Source organism: Olsenella sp. AGMB03486 (assembly GCF_040884255.1).
Classification (GTDB): domain Bacteria; phylum Actinomycetota; class Coriobacteriia; order Coriobacteriales; family Atopobiaceae; genus Olsenella_L; species Olsenella_L kribbiana.
Window position 1 is genome coordinate 33,951 of the sequence record NZ_JBEVTM010000016.1, and the last position, 14,672, is coordinate 48,622.

General features: G+C 59.5%; 14 protein-coding genes. 4 read left to right on the top strand and 10 right to left on the bottom strand.

Annotated elements, in window-relative coordinates:
* Positions 1-20: 20 nt before the first annotated feature.
* The 5 genes from ABVS03_RS08520 to ABVS03_RS08540 all read right to left on the bottom strand — a co-directional run bounded on the left by ABVS03_RS08520 (position 21) and on the right by ABVS03_RS08540 (position 7,294).
* The gene (locus ABVS03_RS08520) at positions 21-2,012 is read right to left on the bottom strand and encodes a DUF4012 domain-containing protein (protein WP_368018773.1); all 1,992 of its coding nucleotides are present in this window, start codon (positions 2,010-2,012) and stop codon (positions 21-23) included.
* 441 nt (positions 2,013-2,453) lie between these two features.
* Complete coding sequence (locus ABVS03_RS08525; RefSeq protein ID WP_330972145.1) at positions 2,454-2,822, bottom strand: VOC family protein; 369 nt, start codon at positions 2,820-2,822, stop codon at positions 2,454-2,456.
* A 71-nt stretch (positions 2,823-2,893) separates the two neighbouring features.
* The gene (locus tag ABVS03_RS08530) at positions 2,894-4,225 is read right to left on the bottom strand and encodes an MFS transporter (RefSeq protein WP_368018774.1); all 1,332 of its coding nucleotides are present in this window, start codon (positions 4,223-4,225) and stop codon (positions 2,894-2,896) included.
* A gap of 32 nt (positions 4,226-4,257) precedes the next feature.
* Positions 4,258-5,763 carry a M20/M25/M40 family metallo-hydrolase gene (locus ABVS03_RS08535; protein ID WP_368018775.1) on the bottom strand — a complete coding sequence of 502 codons (1,506 nt, stop codon included), beginning with the start codon at positions 5,761-5,763 and terminating at the stop codon, positions 4,258-4,260.
* Positions 5,764-5,896: 133 nt separating this feature from the next.
* A complete protein-coding gene (locus tag ABVS03_RS08540) occupies positions 5,897-7,294 on the bottom strand; it encodes a TrpB-like pyridoxal phosphate-dependent enzyme (RefSeq protein ID WP_368018776.1) in 1,398 nt (465 codons plus the stop codon).
* A 406-nt stretch (positions 7,295-7,700) separates the two neighbouring features.
* Here ABVS03_RS08540 and ABVS03_RS08545 point away from each other — a divergent pair, with 406 nt between their 5' ends.
* Positions 7,701-7,892 (top strand): hypothetical protein, encoded by a 192-nt coding sequence (locus tag ABVS03_RS08545; RefSeq protein WP_368018777.1) that lies wholly within the window; start codon positions 7,701-7,703, stop codon positions 7,890-7,892.
* A gap of 72 nt (positions 7,893-7,964) precedes the next feature.
* On the opposite strand, the gene ABVS03_RS08550 is transcribed toward ABVS03_RS08545, so the two are convergent.
* Positions 7,965-8,813, bottom strand: coding sequence for an FxLYD domain-containing protein (locus ABVS03_RS08550; RefSeq protein WP_368018778.1), 849 nt, complete (start codon positions 8,811-8,813; stop codon positions 7,965-7,967).
* A 25-nt stretch (positions 8,814-8,838) separates the two neighbouring features.
* A complete protein-coding gene (locus ABVS03_RS08555) occupies positions 8,839-9,186 on the bottom strand; it encodes an HIRAN domain-containing protein (protein WP_368018779.1) in 348 nt (115 codons plus the stop codon).
* Positions 9,187-9,339: 153 nt separating this feature from the next.
* Here ABVS03_RS08555 and ABVS03_RS08560 point away from each other — a divergent pair, with 153 nt between their 5' ends.
* A complete protein-coding gene (locus ABVS03_RS08560) occupies positions 9,340-10,362 on the top strand; it encodes a WYL domain-containing protein (protein ID WP_330972138.1) in 1,023 nt (340 codons plus the stop codon).
* Positions 10,363-10,403: 41 nt separating this feature from the next.
* On the opposite strand, the gene ABVS03_RS08565 is transcribed toward ABVS03_RS08560, so the two are convergent.
* Positions 10,404-10,853, bottom strand: a complete 450-nt coding sequence (locus tag ABVS03_RS08565; RefSeq protein WP_330972137.1) for a DNA starvation/stationary phase protection protein — start codon at positions 10,851-10,853, stop codon at positions 10,404-10,406.
* Positions 10,854-11,085: 232 nt separating this feature from the next.
* Between ABVS03_RS08565 and ABVS03_RS08570 the strand changes: the two genes are divergently transcribed.
* Positions 11,086-11,802 carry a NifB/NifX family molybdenum-iron cluster-binding protein gene (locus ABVS03_RS08570; RefSeq protein WP_368018780.1) on the top strand — a complete coding sequence of 239 codons (717 nt, stop codon included), beginning with the start codon at positions 11,086-11,088 and terminating at the stop codon, positions 11,800-11,802.
* A 61-nt stretch (positions 11,803-11,863) separates the two neighbouring features.
* On the opposite strand, the gene ABVS03_RS08575 is transcribed toward ABVS03_RS08570, so the two are convergent.
* Together ABVS03_RS08575 and ABVS03_RS08580 are read right to left on the bottom strand one after the other, a co-directional pair.
* Positions 11,864-12,562 (bottom strand): phenylalanine--tRNA ligase beta subunit-related protein, encoded by a 699-nt coding sequence (locus ABVS03_RS08575; protein WP_330972135.1) that lies wholly within the window; start codon positions 12,560-12,562, stop codon positions 11,864-11,866.
* Positions 12,563-12,656: 94 nt separating this feature from the next.
* Positions 12,657-13,805 (bottom strand): glycerate kinase, encoded by a 1,149-nt coding sequence (locus ABVS03_RS08580; RefSeq protein WP_368018781.1) that lies wholly within the window; start codon positions 13,803-13,805, stop codon positions 12,657-12,659.
* Between the two features lie 108 nt (positions 13,806-13,913).
* Here ABVS03_RS08580 and ABVS03_RS08585 point away from each other — a divergent pair, with 108 nt between their 5' ends.
* Positions 13,914-14,615 (top strand): DUF434 domain-containing protein, encoded by a 702-nt coding sequence (locus tag ABVS03_RS08585; protein ID WP_368018782.1) that lies wholly within the window; start codon positions 13,914-13,916, stop codon positions 14,613-14,615.
* The last annotated feature ends 57 nt before the right edge of the window (positions 14,616-14,672 follow it).

A 14,672-nucleotide genomic window follows, 5' to 3' on the forward strand; every position in this document is an offset into this window, starting at 1 on the left:
TCTCGCATCTTGCAGTCCTCTCAGGCAGCCATCGGCTGCGGCGTCATCCTGAGCGCGAGCGCGGCATCTGCTCCTGCAGGAAGCGTCACCGTGTAGGTGAAGGATGCCGACTCTCCCGGACCGAGGCTGAACGTACCCGCCCACGCATCGGTCCCGTAAAGCGAAAGCTCATCGTCCGACTCGGACGCTGCATCGCAGGAAAGCTTGGAGATTGCAGCACCTGCAGGGGCGGTGATAGCAAAGCCCATGAATGTCGAGAGCTCCTCTGCCTTCTTGCCCGGAGCCGAAAGCGTCCGCTCTTCGTCTGTGTCTTCGGCACTGTTGGCAAGCTTCACGGTCACGTCGTAGGAGATGCTGCCATCGGATGCGACCACCGCATCGCCGATGGTCCCTTCGATCGAGATCGAGCTGCCGAGCCCCGTATCCGAGACATCGGAGAGGAAGAAGCCGGTCTCGGACGTCGAGGCATCCTCTGCAAAGGAGCCAGCCGCACCGATAGCATCGAGCACCTTCTCCTCATCGTCTTCTGCCATGTAGAAGAGCAGGCGTCCCTCGTCCACGCCGGCATTCAGGACCTTTGCGAGGCTGCCGTAGGACATCTCGTCCATGTTCGAGAGCACGGCATTGACTGCAAGGCTCGCGGTCTGCGCAAACGATGTATTGGCGGAGACCTCATCATCAGGGGCAAGCAGCAGGGCTGCGAGATTTGTCCCGTCGATTTTCGTGCCATCGGATGCCGTGACGCCACTCGTAAGGCCAAGCATGCTCTGCAGGAACATCGGGTCGACCGCAATCACGCCGTCAATCTTCGTCTTGCCAGAAGCCTCTGCCGCCTGGATGAGGACCTGCGCGGCGCGGGAGAAGCTCGGAAGCGAGCCTGCGTCGTCTGCCGTGAAGCTGCCGTCATGCCCCATGAGGCCGAGAAGCGTCTGCTCGTCGTCGGTCAGCACATCATCTCTGACAAGCTCATCGGAGAGATCCTCGAAGCTCTCGAGCCTGATTGCTCCATTGTCTATGGTCATGACCGCAGCAGACGTCGCAGCGCCGCCGACCGAGCGGATGTCGGAGGTGTCCTCGACGACGAAGAGATAGGTCCTCTCCCCCTCTGCCCCGAACATGCCGGAGATCACCGGCGAGAGCTCCTCGGCACGTCCTGCAACAGCGCCAATCGTGTCGAGCCTCTCCTGTATGGCAGCAAGCGGTTCAGCAACCTCAGCGAAATCTGCCGTGCCGAGACTGTCGACCGTCTCCCGCGCGGCGGCAAGCGAAGGCGCAGCATCGGCCAGTGCGTCGCAGTAGGTCTTCAGGACCGAGGCATTGATTGCATGATCGGCAAAGGGCTGCTCGCCTGAGACAGCAGAAAGGCTCTCTGCGACCGGCTTCGCGACATTGTCCGTCAGGTCCTGGACCACATCGGCAAGCGTAGCCACACGCGACGCATCGTCTCCGATGACAGGAAGGTGTTCTGCAATCTTCCAGACCGGACTCTCGGTCTCCTGCTCCATCGAGGCGGCATAGCGCACAAGGCTCTCGGCATTCCCGGAAAGCGAGGTGGTCGAGCCCGACTGCACCGACGACATGAAGTCAGATCCTGTCGCTGCCACAGCACGTGCAGAGGAGGCGACAGACTGGGCACTCTCATGGAACTCGTAGCCGAAGACACCTGCCGCTGCAATGAAGAGGACAAGAAGGAAGACGATCAGGTTTCGGATTGGGTGATGCTTCTTCGGCTCCGGCTCAGGCTCTGCCTTCAGCTGGACAGGTTCAGACTCTTCCTGCATCTCAGGCATGAGGTCGAAGGGGTCGTCCCACGCATCTCCCGCCGCAGAATCCACGACATCGGCTATCTGCGTGAAGCCATCCTCGTCTTCTGGTTCAGCTTCGGGATACGCAGCGGCCTCTTCCCTCTTGGCGGGACGCTGAGGAGCCTTCTCTTCCTTGGTCTTTCTCTCTCTGCGCCGGCGCTTCGGCTCCTCTTCCTTGAAATGGCGTGCATGCTGCTTGTCTGTCATTGCTATCACTCCACCTGCCTGGCGCCTGCCAGGCGGACGATTCTGTCTTCAGCCTTTCCCGTGAGATCTTTCCTGTCTCTTCCTGCAGGACCTGCCGCTCCGGCAAAGCCGGGGGTTTCATCTTGTGTGGGGCAGAGAGAGCTCTGCCATGCGGTCTTGGGAAGGGATATCCATACGGGAAGGATTCATGCGCATGAATCATAGCGCCGAGAAAGGTCTTGACCTCGAGGATAGCCGAAATTCCTCAGCATCAGCCCATACATTCACACTACCGAAACGCGTCCTTGAAGGCATCTTCAGAAGCCCCTGTCGAGTTCACGCTCGGGGGTGTCGAGCTGAGACTATTCCCTGTCGAGTTGGTCTTCCGTCCATGCCTTCGCCCAAAGAAGAAGGGCTTCCGGAGTATTCCGGAAGCCCTTGAGATGCAGGTTTCCCTGCCACTTATTTCTCAGGCAGGATCTCGATCCTCTGCCCGTCAGGATCGCAGATGAAGTAGAGCCCCATCGCGGGATTCTCCTTGTCGATGACGCCCATCTGGCGGTGGAGCTCGTGGTAGGCCTCGAAGTCATCGACCGCAAAGGCGATGTGGGTGTCCCTCCCGCCATTGTCGTAGGGCTCCGTGCGTCCCCTGTTCCAGGTAAGCTCGAGCTCGAAGGGCGCTGCGTCGTTTGCCATGAACGTGTTCGACCAGGAGCCGTCCTCGGGTCCCGATACCCTCACGACGTGGAAGCCGAGCGCCTTCTCGTAGAACTTCTTCGTGGCTTCGAGATCGAGCACGTGGGTGCAGCGGTGGATGAAGCGTGCCTGCATGGTTTCCTCCTTGAAGTCCGGATCTGCTTCAAAGCGTAGCAGAGCGGAAGCTCGGCTCAGCAAAGCTCCATCTAGTGCGCTTCAGCCTTCTCCTCGCGTGCTGCGACCTCGTCGATCAAGATTGCGTCGCCGTGCTTCGCAAGGACCAGCGAGATGACCATAGCAAGACCCATGAGGGCGATGTAGAGGAAGAGCGTCCCAGGCGCCACATCCATAACGAGGCCAGAGAGGATAGGCGTTGCGACCTGCGCTGCCATGGACACCGTGTAGTAGTAGCCGGAATAGCGTCCGACGGAGCGGGCCGAGCAGAGCTCCAGGATCATGTTGAAGACGCAGAGGTCGACGCCGCCCAGGCCTGCACCCATAACAAGGAAGAGGGCATAGAAGGCAGGATGGAAGCCCGGCACAAGCCACAGAATCACGGGGCACACTGCCATGGCAGCGCCACAGAGGAGGCCGACCTTCTTCCTGCCGATACGAAGCGACAGGTTCGCCAGCGGCACATAGGTCGCAAGGGCACCGATAATCGTCACGATGTTGATGATCGCAAAGGAGCCTCCCTGCATTCCGTAGAATGTGTCGGCATACCTGCTGATGTTCGTGGTCATTGCGTTGTAGCTCATGTAGTAGAAGAAGTCTGCCGCAAGAAGCAGCACGAGCGAGCGGTGGATGTCAGGGTCTGTGATCTTGTCCTTGCCGCCCGCCTCAGGCGAGTCGTCCTTCTCGATCTCGTCTTCCTTGATGCCCATCTCGAGGCTCTTGGCATGCATCTCCTCGACGAGCTTCGGCTCCCTGACCTTGGCAAGATAGAGAAGAAGCGAGAGCAGGATCATCCCTGCCTGCACGAGGAAGAGCGGCAGATAGTCAGGATGCTCTGTCTTCGGCACCATGGCCGAGATGCAGACAAGCATGACGCCGGTACCGGCATAGCCGACAAGCTTCTTGACGGAGTCGGTCTTCATGCGCAGGGGACGCGGCGTGATATCTGCCACGATTGCCACGGTCATGGTCCTATACATGCAGATCGCGACAAGCGTCAGGATGATGGCAGAGATCAGAAGGGCCAGGCTGCCGACATTGTTCGCAATTGCGATGAGCGGCGTTCCGATAACGGCCAGGAACGAGCCTGCAATGATGAAGGGCGTGCGGCGCCCGAGCTTCGAGGTGCAGCGGTCCGAGAGGATGCCGAAGAGCGGCAGAAGGAACAGCCCGAAGATGTTGTCTATTGCCATCACGAATCCAGTCACGGCATTCGAGAGGTCGAAGGTCTGCGTGAGCATCTTCGGAATGATGCCGTCAAAGACCTGCCAGAAGCTGATCATCCCCATGAATGGCAGGCTCGCGAATGCAACCGTCGCGTAGTCGATCTTCGCTGCCTTCTTGCGCATATCCTTATCGCTCATGCGAACCTCCTGCCAATGGATATCTTCTTGCTCTATGCCAGCTCCTCGAGGTGTCCCAGAAACGCCACATAGAAGCCAATGCCGCGTCTGAACACATCGACGCCGATGCGCTCATTCGCCGCATGAATGAGGGAGCGGGCTTCCTTCGAATAGATGAAGCCGGCAAAGCGGTAGACCCGCTTGCAGATGGCACAGAACTGGAGCGAATCGGTCGAGGAGTTCTGCACGTAGGGCGCAAAGCCTGCTTCGGGATAGACGCCTGCCACACAGCGATGGATATAGTCGAAGGCGCGCCCATGCTCCCAGGGGCTGATGGGAGCCGGCTCTCCGTAGGGGCACTCCTCGCGAATCGAGACCTCGACCCTCGTGGGCGGCACACCCGATGCCTTGCATTCTGCTGCTGCAAGCATGCGTGCACGCTCGAGTGCGTCGGAGATCGTCTCAAACGGGGCGACGCGCACATTGAGGTTCGCTTCGGCAACAGCCGGCAGCACGTTGTGCGCTGCCGACCCCTTGAGCTGCGTCACGGCATACGTGGTCCGAAGCATTGCGGCCGTCTCCGGGCTCTTGCTCATGAGCTGCTCGACAAGAGGCTTCGTCGCCCAGAGGTTTGCAAACACGGCCGGATACGGCCCTCCTGCCCAGGCGCCAATCTCTGAGAGCGTGCGTGCCACGACAGGAATCAGGTGCGGTTCGGGCGGGTTGTCCACGATGCGCGAAACGACACGGGAGAGCAGTGCCGCCGCATCGTTTCTGCCCGGCGTCGAGGCATGGCCGCCTTCGGCATACGCCTTCACCAGCAGGTCGACATGCCCCTTCTCGGAGACGCCGACCATAGCAATCGGGGTCGTGACGCCCAGGCCTGCATCTGTTGCAAGCGCCCCTCCCTCATCGAGCACCATAAAGGGCGTGACGTTGTGCTCCTTGAGCCAGGCAACCGCATGCTTCGAGGTCGGCGCATTGATCTCCTCGCCGTCCGAAGAGAAGAACCACACATCGCGTGGCGGCACATAGCCCTCACCGATCAGATATTCCATCGCTTCGAAGAGCGCACAGTCGATGCACTTCGTATCGAGCGTTCCCCTGCCCCAGATTTCGCCGTCAGAGATCTCTGCCGCAAAGGGATCATGCGTCCAGGTCTGCCCTTCTGTGGGCACAACATCCTGGTGCGCCATAACGATGACAGGGTCGAGGGAAGCATCGCGTCCTGGCCAGCGGAGGAGGATGCCGAAATCATCGATGCGATGAAGCTCCGTTGCCGCAAGCGTCTTCGGATAGAGCCGCTCGAGCGTCGGGATCCAGCGCCTGAATGCCTCATCGTCGCGCACCGAGACATTGTCTCTCGAGACCGTAGGAATCCGGAGGAGCTCCTGGAAGCGCTCGACCGCATCCATCCCTGCCTCATAGCCATCCGCTCCGATCGGAGCACCTTTGGGCCTGGAAGGCTTGAGAAGTGCCGTCTTCACCGACGCCAAAGTTGCCACGCATGCCGCTGCTGCTCCGGCAGACACCAGAGCCGTCCGTTTCAAATCAGCCATGATATGAGCTCCTCCCGTAGGCCAGAAGGTCTTTTAGGGAGGAGCTTACCCGAAATGCGACTTGACATGAGCACAATCGCACACATTGTCTCTGTCTTGTTATCTCAGACCTGCCAGCGGCAGATGCTTCCTTCTACTGGATGCCCGGAATATGGGGAATCGTATCGAAGCCAGCCTGCAGCTCTTCGTCCGTGGGGATATGGTCCTCGAGCTCGCCCTTGTTGTACTTGTCATAAGCGACCATATCGAAGTAGCCGGTGCCGGTGAGGCCGAAGAGGATCGTCTTCGCCTCGCCCGTCTCTCGGCAGGCTTCTGCCTCGCGGATGGCCTGAAGGATTGCGTGCGAGCTCTCCGGTGCCGGCAGAATCGTCTCAAGCTTTGCAAACTTCTCTGCTGCAGCGAAGACGTCAGTCTGCTTCACGGCGACAGCCTCCATACAGCCATCGTGCTTGAGCTTCGAGACGATTGGGCTCATGCCGTGATAGCGCAGGCCACCTGCATGGTCAGAGCTCGGGATGAAGCCATTGCCGAGCGTATACATCTTGCAGAGCGGGCAGGTCTGGCCCGTATCAGCGTAGTCATAGGCATAGACGCCGCGGGTAAGCGACGGGCAGCTTGCCGGCTCGACACCGATGAAGCGTGTATCAGGATGCACGCCTGTCAGCTTGTCGCGCATGAAGGGGGCGATGAGGCCAGCGAAGTTCGAGCCGCCACCGCAGCAGCCGATAACAATGTCAGGATATTCGCCGAGCTCACGGAGCGCCTCATAGGACTCGAGGCCGATGATCGACTGATGGAGCACGACCTGGTTGAGCACGCTGCCGAGCTGGTAGCGTCCCTTGTTGCCCGGCACGTTGAGCGCACGCTCGACCGCCTCGGAGATGGCGGTGCCGAGAGATCCCGTGCACGTCGGATCGGCGGCAAGGATCTTCCTGCCTGCCTCGGTCGTATCGGACGGCGACGGCGTGATTGTCGCGCCGAACGTCTGCATGACAGAACGGCGGAAGGGCTTCTGCTCATACGAGCACTTCACCATGAACACGTCGAGGTTGAGGCCGAAGTGCGCTGCTGCCTCGGAGAGCGCCGTGCCCCACTGGCCAGCACCGGTCTCGGTCGTGATGTTCGTGATGCCCTGGGCATAGGCATAGTAGGCCTGGGCAAGGGCGGAGTTCAGCTTGTGCGAGCCGGACGTGTTGTTTCCCTCGAACTTGTAATAGATCTTCGCCGGGGTGTCGAGCGCGCGCTCGAGGTTGTAGGCACGACAGAGCGGGCTCGGCCGGTAGACCTTGTACATCTCCATGACAGGAGCTGGAATCTCGAAGTAGCGCGTCGTGTCATCGAGTTCCTGGCGGCAGAGCTCGTCCGCAAAGACTGGCTTGATATCGTCGAACGTCGCGACCTTGCCATTCGGCAGCCTCATCGGCTCGGGTGGTTCCGGCATATCGGCACGCAGGTTGTACCAGGCGGTCGGAATCTGGTCTTCCTTCAGATAGATGCGGTAAGGATCGGTCTTTGCTGCTTCTGCGCCCATCTTGCTCCTCTTTCTCTTCAGGGAATGCTGTGCGTCTGCATACAAAAAAGGGGCTCCCGGTACGTAACCGAGAGCCCCAGATGTGTATGAAGACAAGGCCGTCGTCACGCCGGAAGTTTCGAAGTCCTTGTACGCCACCATGCACCCAGCACGCGCTGAGCGCTCAGAGCTGCATTGTCGGTGGCTGCGAACATGAACTGCATCCTTCCTGTGGACGATAAGACGAGCATACGGAGATTCTGTTTCGGCCATATTACGGCTCGCCCGCTTTTTCCTTCAGCTTTTGTGCAGAGTCCTCAGCGCTCTGTTCGAATTTCCGTAACAGATGGCTGACAGATGGCTTTCTCTGCGCTTATCGGAGCTGCCTAGCATAGGCTGCAATCCGCTTCTTGTCCGGGAGGCAATGATGGGAGACATCTCGTTTCAGGAATACAGCCTCTACGCCGCCTGCGTCCTCGGCCTCATGCTCGCCGTGGAGTGTCTTGCCATTTGGGTCGGGGGTGCCTTTGCCGCCTTCTGGCAGGTTATCCTCCCCATCGTGACAGCCGGCTTCTTCGCGCTTGCCTGCTATATCGCACACAAGGCAAGGAAATCCTGAGCCTTGCCGCTCCACACAAGAGAGAGGAGACCCGAAGGCCTCCTCCTCTTCCCTTCCTATAAGCAAGCTCGCTTACGAGAGCTGGCTTGGCGAATAATAGTCCGACCCGATCGAGAAGCTCTGAATCTCGGGCTTCACAGAGACGGCCGCATCGGCCTTCGTGCTGTCGAGATAGCCTTCGAACTGGACGGTCTCTCCCGGAGCCCAGCTTGTCGCATTGGCATAGGTCTCGCCGATGCGCATGCCCGATGCATCGTAGATGCCGAGGACAAGAGACACATTGCTGTAGTCGTTCTCCGTCGTGTTCTGGATCTTTGCAACGTACTCCCAGGTGCCGTATCCCGATGTGTCGACCTTCTCGAAGTCTGCTCCGTCAAGCATTGCCTGCATGGCTTCGATCTGGACTTCCTGAGGACTCTTGACGGTCTGGTCGATGGAGTCGGCATCGAGTCCCGGAATCGAAATCTTTGCACCGAGCGCAGATGTATAGCTCACCTGGCCCTTGCAGTGCCCATAGACGCCGATATACTGCCCCTCCGTCAGATGCGCACCGTCGAGGATATCGGGATCGTAGGCAACGAAGACAATGTCGTCGTAGCCGTCCGTGGCAGTCGCGACGCGCAGATCCGTCTCAGAGTCGCCTTCGATGACCTGCACGATCTTACCCTTCGCATAGAGCTTCTTGCCCTTGTAGGAGTCGGGATTCTGCGCGACTGCCGCGTAGTCCATGCTCTCATAGGTGCTCGGATCGAAGGGTTCGTCCGATTTCTTCTTGCTGCCGCCGAAGGCGCCGATAAGAGCGATGAGGACGACGAGGACGATTGCGGCAATGAGGACGATGCGTCCCCTCCTATGCTTCTTCTCAGGCTTTCCCTCCTCAGGCTCTGCGGGCGCTGGCGCCTTGTCTTCATCCTTCTCCATAGCTGCTCCTTCCTCTCCGCGAACGCTATTCTTGCGTCTGCGCATCCTTGCGTGCATCGGTGATGAAGAGTCCTGCCCTGACCTGCTTCCAGGGATCTGCGGTCGGGTCGACCGAAAGCACTCGGCACTCGATAACATCACCGTGCCCGAAGCGCAGGAGCTGGGCTGCGAGCGCATTCTCGTCAGCCGGGATATAGCCGAGCTTCGTCTTCTTGCGCCAGATTGCCACGGCGTTGTGGTCGTAGGCATTGTCGGGCTCTGCTACAAGGCGGAGCTTCTTTCCCGGCTTCAGGTCGGAGACGACGAGAGCGCCATCCCAATAGCGCATGCCAGCCACGAAGAAATCTGCAAGATGCCTTGAATCCTCTGCCATATCTGCCCCTTTCAGCTTCCGTTCTCAAAGCTTATGGTATCCATCGTCCTTCCTTTATCTGTCCCAGTTATGGGACAGTACCGTTTATGGGACAGATGGAGATTGTGGGGCTCGCCGAGCCTATCATGGGGTCCGAACAGCAAAGGAGGACACGTGGCCAAGACCGGAAACGAGAAGCTCAAGATCCTCTATCTCTGGAAGATCTTCCAGGAGGAGACCGACCCTGAGCATGGACTCACGATGGCAGAGCTCATCGAGAAGCTCAAGGCGTATGGCATAGAGGCAGAGCGCAAGAGCATCTATCGCGACATCCAGGCACTCCGCGATTTCGATATCGCAATCGCGACCTATGGCACGCATCCTCCGCGCTACGCTCTGGCACATCCCGACTTCACGCTCGGCGAGCTCATGCTCATGGTCGATGCAATCGAATCCTGCCGTGCCATCACGGAGCGGCAGGCCAGAAACCTCGTTGCAAGCATCAAGACGCTTGCAAACAGCTATGAGCAGGAGAAGCTCGACAGACGGATCCACGTCGTGGGACGCATCAAGTCGCAGAACAGGAGCGTCTTTGGAAACATCGACCAGATCCATGAAGCGCTGAGAGAGAGGCGGCAGATCTCGTTTCCCTATTTCCACCTCGATGCGACAGGCACACCGAGAGCTGTCCACAACGGCAAGCGCTATGTCGTGACGCCGCTCGATATCGTCTACGACGAGGGCTTCTACTATCTGAGCGCCTGGGAGGAAGCACGGCAGGATATCGCAGAGTTCAGATGCGACCGCATGGGCCCCGTACGGATCGAGTATGCCCCTGCAGATGAGAACGAGACGATAGCCTCCTGGCACTATGCAGAAAGTGCCTATGAGGCATTCGGACGCTTCAAGGGAAGGAAGGCAGACGCCTTGCTTGCCGTACGTGATGGCAAGACCGAGATCGTGCGCGACCGCTTCGGGACATCGGCCACATTCGAGCCAGCAGGAGATGGCTGGGTCCTGGCCCATGCGAAGGTCTTCGAATCAGACCAGTTCTTCGGCTGGATAGCCGGCATGGGCGGCATGGTGAAGATTGCAGGACCGTCCTGGCTCAGAGAGGATTGGCGTGCCTTCCTCGAGAGGCTTCTTGCCGAGACAGAAGAAGAGGGAGGAAGCGCACCTGCTTCCTCCCTCCGATGAAGGTATGCGGGCCTCCTTCCCCAAAAGGCCCGGGGGATGGTCTAGATCTCCTGCGCCTGCTGGCGGAGCATCCAGAGATTCTTCGAGAGCTCGGCCAGGATATCGTCCATAGCGGCGCTCACGACCGTGCGTCCGGACTCATCTGCGAGCGACTTCACGGTAGCAGCATCGCTCTGGAGAAGCTCGAAGTCAGCCTTCACGATCGAGAAAGCTTCCTCGCTCGATAGCGGCTCGGAGGGACGCTCTTCGACCTTCGAAAGCGCAAGGGTCTCCTTGAGGGAGGCAACAGGACGTCCGCCTTCCTGGAGGATGAGCTCTGCTACCTCGTCGATGTGCGGGAGCACGCCGTCATAGAGCTCTTCGAGCGTTGCGTGCACCTGGAAGAAATCCTTGCCCGTGATGTACCAGTGGGCATTCTGGAGCTTGTGGTAGTCGACCGTAAGATCTGCGAGGAGCTGGTTGAGAGCGTCGATGTTCTTGGTGGTTGCCATATCAGTTCCTTTCTTTTGTTAGGACTTGTTTTTGTTAGTGACAATATACCCACCAACCAGTTTTTATTAATGTGATTTGCTCTTAGTTTCTTCTTCACAGTTTCTTCAAGTTGATACTATTTATCATTAATAAAGGAGAACCATTCATCTTCAGCTTCTCTGATCTCTTCCTTGCACTCTCCCATCTGCTCGCTATAGTAATTACTGACATATGTCAGTAATAGGAGGCTTCATGGCAGGAAGGCCAGAAAAGCGCAGGCAGGTGCAGCTCGTACCCGAATATACGGGATTCGCACCCATAGGAGTGCCCGCAGGCTGCTGCTGGAAAATCGAGCTTGCAGCAGATGAGCTCGAAGTCCTGAGAATCCTCGACTACGAAGGCAGAAACCAGAAGGAAGCAGCTGCCTCGCTCGGCGTCTCGCGTGCGACCATCGCGAGCATTGCCGCTTCGGCACACCGGAAGGTGGCAGATGCCCTCGTGAACGGCAAGACAATCGAAGTCGTCCGCGGCGCTGCCAACTTCGAAGGCGAGCCAGAAGCCTCCTGGACAGGGAAGGAAGGAAACATCATGCGTATCGCTGCAACCTATTCCGACGGAGAGATCTTCCCCCACTTCGGAAGGGCCGAGCAGTTCAAGCTCTACGATATCGAGGACGGCGAGGTGAAGCGCTCCGAGGTCGTCAGCTCGAACGGTGTGAGCCACGGCGCGCTTGCTGGCCTTCTTGCACAGGGCGGCGTCGATGTAGTGATCTGCGACGGCATCGGCGGAGGCGCGCTCGCGGCACTTGCTTCGCAGGGCATCCGCGTCGTGCCGGGCGCTTCAGGCTCTGCAGATGAGGCCGTCAAGGCCTTCCTCGCAGGCACGCTCACACCTTCGGCGGCACCGACCTGCGGTGCCCATCATCATGAAGGCGGCCACTGCGGCGCGGGCGGCCACTGCTGCCACTAAGAGTGCATATATATCTGCCAGGAGGGCGCGGGTCCTTGTGGACGCGCGCCCTCCTTCTCGCTTACGCAACGATTGGATGCTCGGCATCTGCGAGCGCAAACGTCGCCGTGCAGCCGAAGATGTCTTCGAGCTCCTTCTTGAGGTCTCCGCAGGCGGACTCTACCTGGCCGAGATTCCTGTCCGTGAAGCCATCTATCGGGAAGGCGACAGAGGTCGTCTCGGGCACGATCTTTCCGTTCTCGCTCTGCCGCCAGGTCCAGCGCCTCGTGTGCACGAGATTGCCGACAGCGTAGACGAGCTCGCCTGGCTCGAGCGTCGGATCGGGCGCATCCTCTCCGAGCGCGATGAAGACATCATCCGGACGCGAGAAGCGAAGCTCGAGATGCTCGTCAGGCGTCTCGAGCGCATGGGCGCCCAACGGCACCCCATAGCCGATCGAGATGGCATTGCCGAGGTCGACAACAGGATTCACGCGCCAGAGCGCCTTGCCCTTCACGATGCGGCGCAGCAGCGCAATGTTCGATGAAGGATAGCGCGAGGGACTCATGGCGAGGGCATGGAAGGCCTCCCGATAGGGCTGGACTCTCGGGTCTTCTGATGCATTCATGCCAGAAAGACGCTCTCGTGCTTCATCCACCGCTTTGTCGAGCACGCCGTCGACTGCCGGATAGTCTTTCGTATTGTCGATGTTATGGGCTACGACAAGGCCGACGCAGAGCGTCGGCAGCACATCGAAGACATCCTTGTCGATGGAAAACATGCCTGCCTCCTTGCTTGCCATATGCTGTGGAGTATAGAAGCAGGGATTTCCATCAGGCAGAACCTTCTTCAAGATGCAAAGAAGGAGACAGCTCCTAGCGGAGGCGCTCCGCAAGGGCTACGATGCGGGCAAGCCTCCTTCCGGCACGCCTCAGAGCATCCGGCGTCTTCTCGATGCATTCTTCGAGGGTCGATGGCGCCATCACGCAGGAAAGCACGATATCGATGCCAGCCTCGTGCACCGCCTCGATATCATCTGCGCAGGAGCCGACGATGGCAGCTACCGGCACGCCGTAGCGCGCAGCACGCCGGGCAATGCCGACAGGAGCCTTGCCCTTGGCGGTCTGTGCATCCATGCGCCCTTCGCCGGTGACGACGAGATCGGCCTCGCCGAGATGCTCGTCGAAGGAGAGCGCATCGAGCACGGCATCGATTCCCGACCTGATCTTCGCTGCGCAGAAGGCGGCAAGGCCAGCGCCGAGACCGCCTGCTGCCCCCGCACCAGGAAGACAGGATATGTCACTGCCTACTGCCTTGCTGACAAGCTCCCCATAGCGCTCGAGTGTCCGGTCAAGCACGGGGAGGCGTGCGGCAGGAAGGCCCTTCTGCGGCCCGTAGACGAAGACGGCGCCATCCGGTCCGGCAAGAGGATTCTGCACATCGGAAAGCGCCTCGAACGTGCAGGCGGCAAGACGCGGATCTATCCCGGAAAGGTCGACCTCCGCAAGTTCTTCGAGCCCTGCAATGCCGGAACCTATGGACTGGCCTGCACTGTCGAGGAAGCGCACCCCGAGGGCCTCAGCCATGCCCGCTCCCCCGTCGGTCGTGGCACTCCCTCCGAGGCCGACAAGGATATGCCGGCATCCCTCGTCGAGCGCATCACGGATGAGCTCGCCTGTGCCGTACGTGGAGGCACGAAGCGCTTCATCTTCTGCCTGATGCGTGAGCGTGATGCCGGAAGCGGCCGCACATTCGATGAGGGCAGAGCCGTCTTCGAGCACGGCATAGGATGCCTCTGCCATATCCCCGAGAGGACCATGCACGAGCCTTGTGCGGAGCGTCCCCTTTCCTGCCGCCACCAGCGCTGCAACCGTCCCTTCCCCGCCATCGGCTACCGGATAGGAATAGATTGTGGCATCCGGCAGAAGCGACCAGATGCCTTCTGCGATAGAGCTCTCGACCTCCTGGCTTGTGGCAGAGCCCTTGTAGGAATCGGATGCAAGGATGAAGGTATGTGCGCCCATGGCAGCCTCCTGGAATCGACTGGACACTATCGTAGCGCTCAGGTCCTCCAATCTTCCCTCGCCTGTCTGCAGGAGCAAGCCTTATGCTTCTTGCAGGAGGCGCAGCTCATGGGAACACACCGCGGATACGACCCGAAGGACAGAAGGACCTTCTCGCCTGAGAATGTCAGACGCCTCAGGAAGGCGCATGAGGAGCTCGGCTATCTTCTCGATCATGGCTATCCGAGAGACACCGCTGCCGCCTTCGTCGGCAACCGCTACCAGTTCCAGGAGCGCCAGCGCCTTGCTCTCCTGCGTGCGACTGCAGGGAAGCGTGCCGCTGAAGCACGCCAGAAGAAGCTCCGCGCGCTTTCTGACTGTGCAGACGCAGTGCTCCTCATCGATGGCTTCAATGTGCTGATCCCTCTCGAAGTCGCCCTCACAGGAGGACCCGTGATCCTGGCAGACGATGGCTCTGTCAGAGACCTTGCCGGCCTCTCGGGCACCTGGCGCCCGATTCCTGCAACGGAGCAGGCCCTCTCGCTCGTCGCGCAGGCACTCGCTGCAGCACCTCTTGCCGAAGCGCACATCCTCCTCGATGAGCCAGTCTCGAACTCAGGAAAGCTCGCAGGGCTTTATGAGGAGGCACTCAAGAATCTCCCCTATCCGGTCTCCATCACGCTTGACCGTACCTGCGACAGAACGCTCGGCAAAGCTCGGTGCGCAGCCTCGAACGATTCCCATGTGATAGACGAAGCTTTGTCCTGGGTCTCGCTCGACCGAGATCTCCTGCGCCTCTGCCCCGATGCCTGGCTCCTCGACTTCTCGTGACAGAAGAAGGGCTCCCTTCCTGCGAAGAGAGCCCTTCCGAATGGCTTTTCTGGAGAC

Bases quoted from the DNA above. Each gene is read 5' to 3' on its own strand.
- ABVS03_RS08520 (WP_368018773.1), bottom strand. From the start codon at position 2,012: ATGACAGACAAGCAGCATGCACGCCATTTCAAGGAAGAGGAGCCGAAG.
- ABVS03_RS08580 (WP_368018781.1), bottom strand. From the start codon at position 13,805: ATGGGCGCACATACCTTCATCCTTGCATCCGATTCCTACAAGGGCTCT.
- ABVS03_RS08545 (WP_368018777.1), top strand. From the start codon at position 7,701: ATGGGAGACATCTCGTTTCAGGAATACAGCCTCTACGCCGCCTGCGTC.
- ABVS03_RS08555 (WP_368018779.1), bottom strand. From the start codon at position 9,186: ATGGCAGAGGATTCAAGGCATCTTGCAGATTTCTTCGTGGCTGGCATG.
- ABVS03_RS08550 (WP_368018778.1), bottom strand. From the start codon at position 8,813: ATGGAGAAGGATGAAGACAAGGCGCCAGCGCCCGCAGAGCCTGAGGAG.
- ABVS03_RS08570 (WP_368018780.1), top strand. From the start codon at position 11,086: ATGGCAGGAAGGCCAGAAAAGCGCAGGCAGGTGCAGCTCGTACCCGAA.
- ABVS03_RS08535 (WP_368018775.1), bottom strand. From the start codon at position 5,763: ATGGCTGATTTGAAACGGACGGCTCTGGTGTCTGCCGGAGCAGCAGCG.
- ABVS03_RS08540 (WP_368018776.1), bottom strand. From the start codon at position 7,294: ATGGGCGCAGAAGCAGCAAAGACCGATCCTTACCGCATCTATCTGAAG.
- ABVS03_RS08575 (WP_330972135.1), bottom strand. From the start codon at position 12,562: ATGTTTTCCATCGACAAGGATGTCTTCGATGTGCTGCCGACGCTCTGC.
- ABVS03_RS08585 (WP_368018782.1), top strand. From the start codon at position 13,914: ATGGGAACACACCGCGGATACGACCCGAAGGACAGAAGGACCTTCTCG.
- ABVS03_RS08565 (WP_330972137.1), bottom strand. From the start codon at position 10,853: ATGGCAACCACCAAGAACATCGACGCTCTCAACCAGCTCCTCGCAGAT.
- ABVS03_RS08530 (WP_368018774.1), bottom strand. From the start codon at position 4,225: ATGAGCGATAAGGATATGCGCAAGAAGGCAGCGAAGATCGACTACGCG.
- ABVS03_RS08525 (WP_330972145.1), bottom strand. From the start codon at position 2,822: ATGCAGGCACGCTTCATCCACCGCTGCACCCACGTGCTCGATCTCGAA.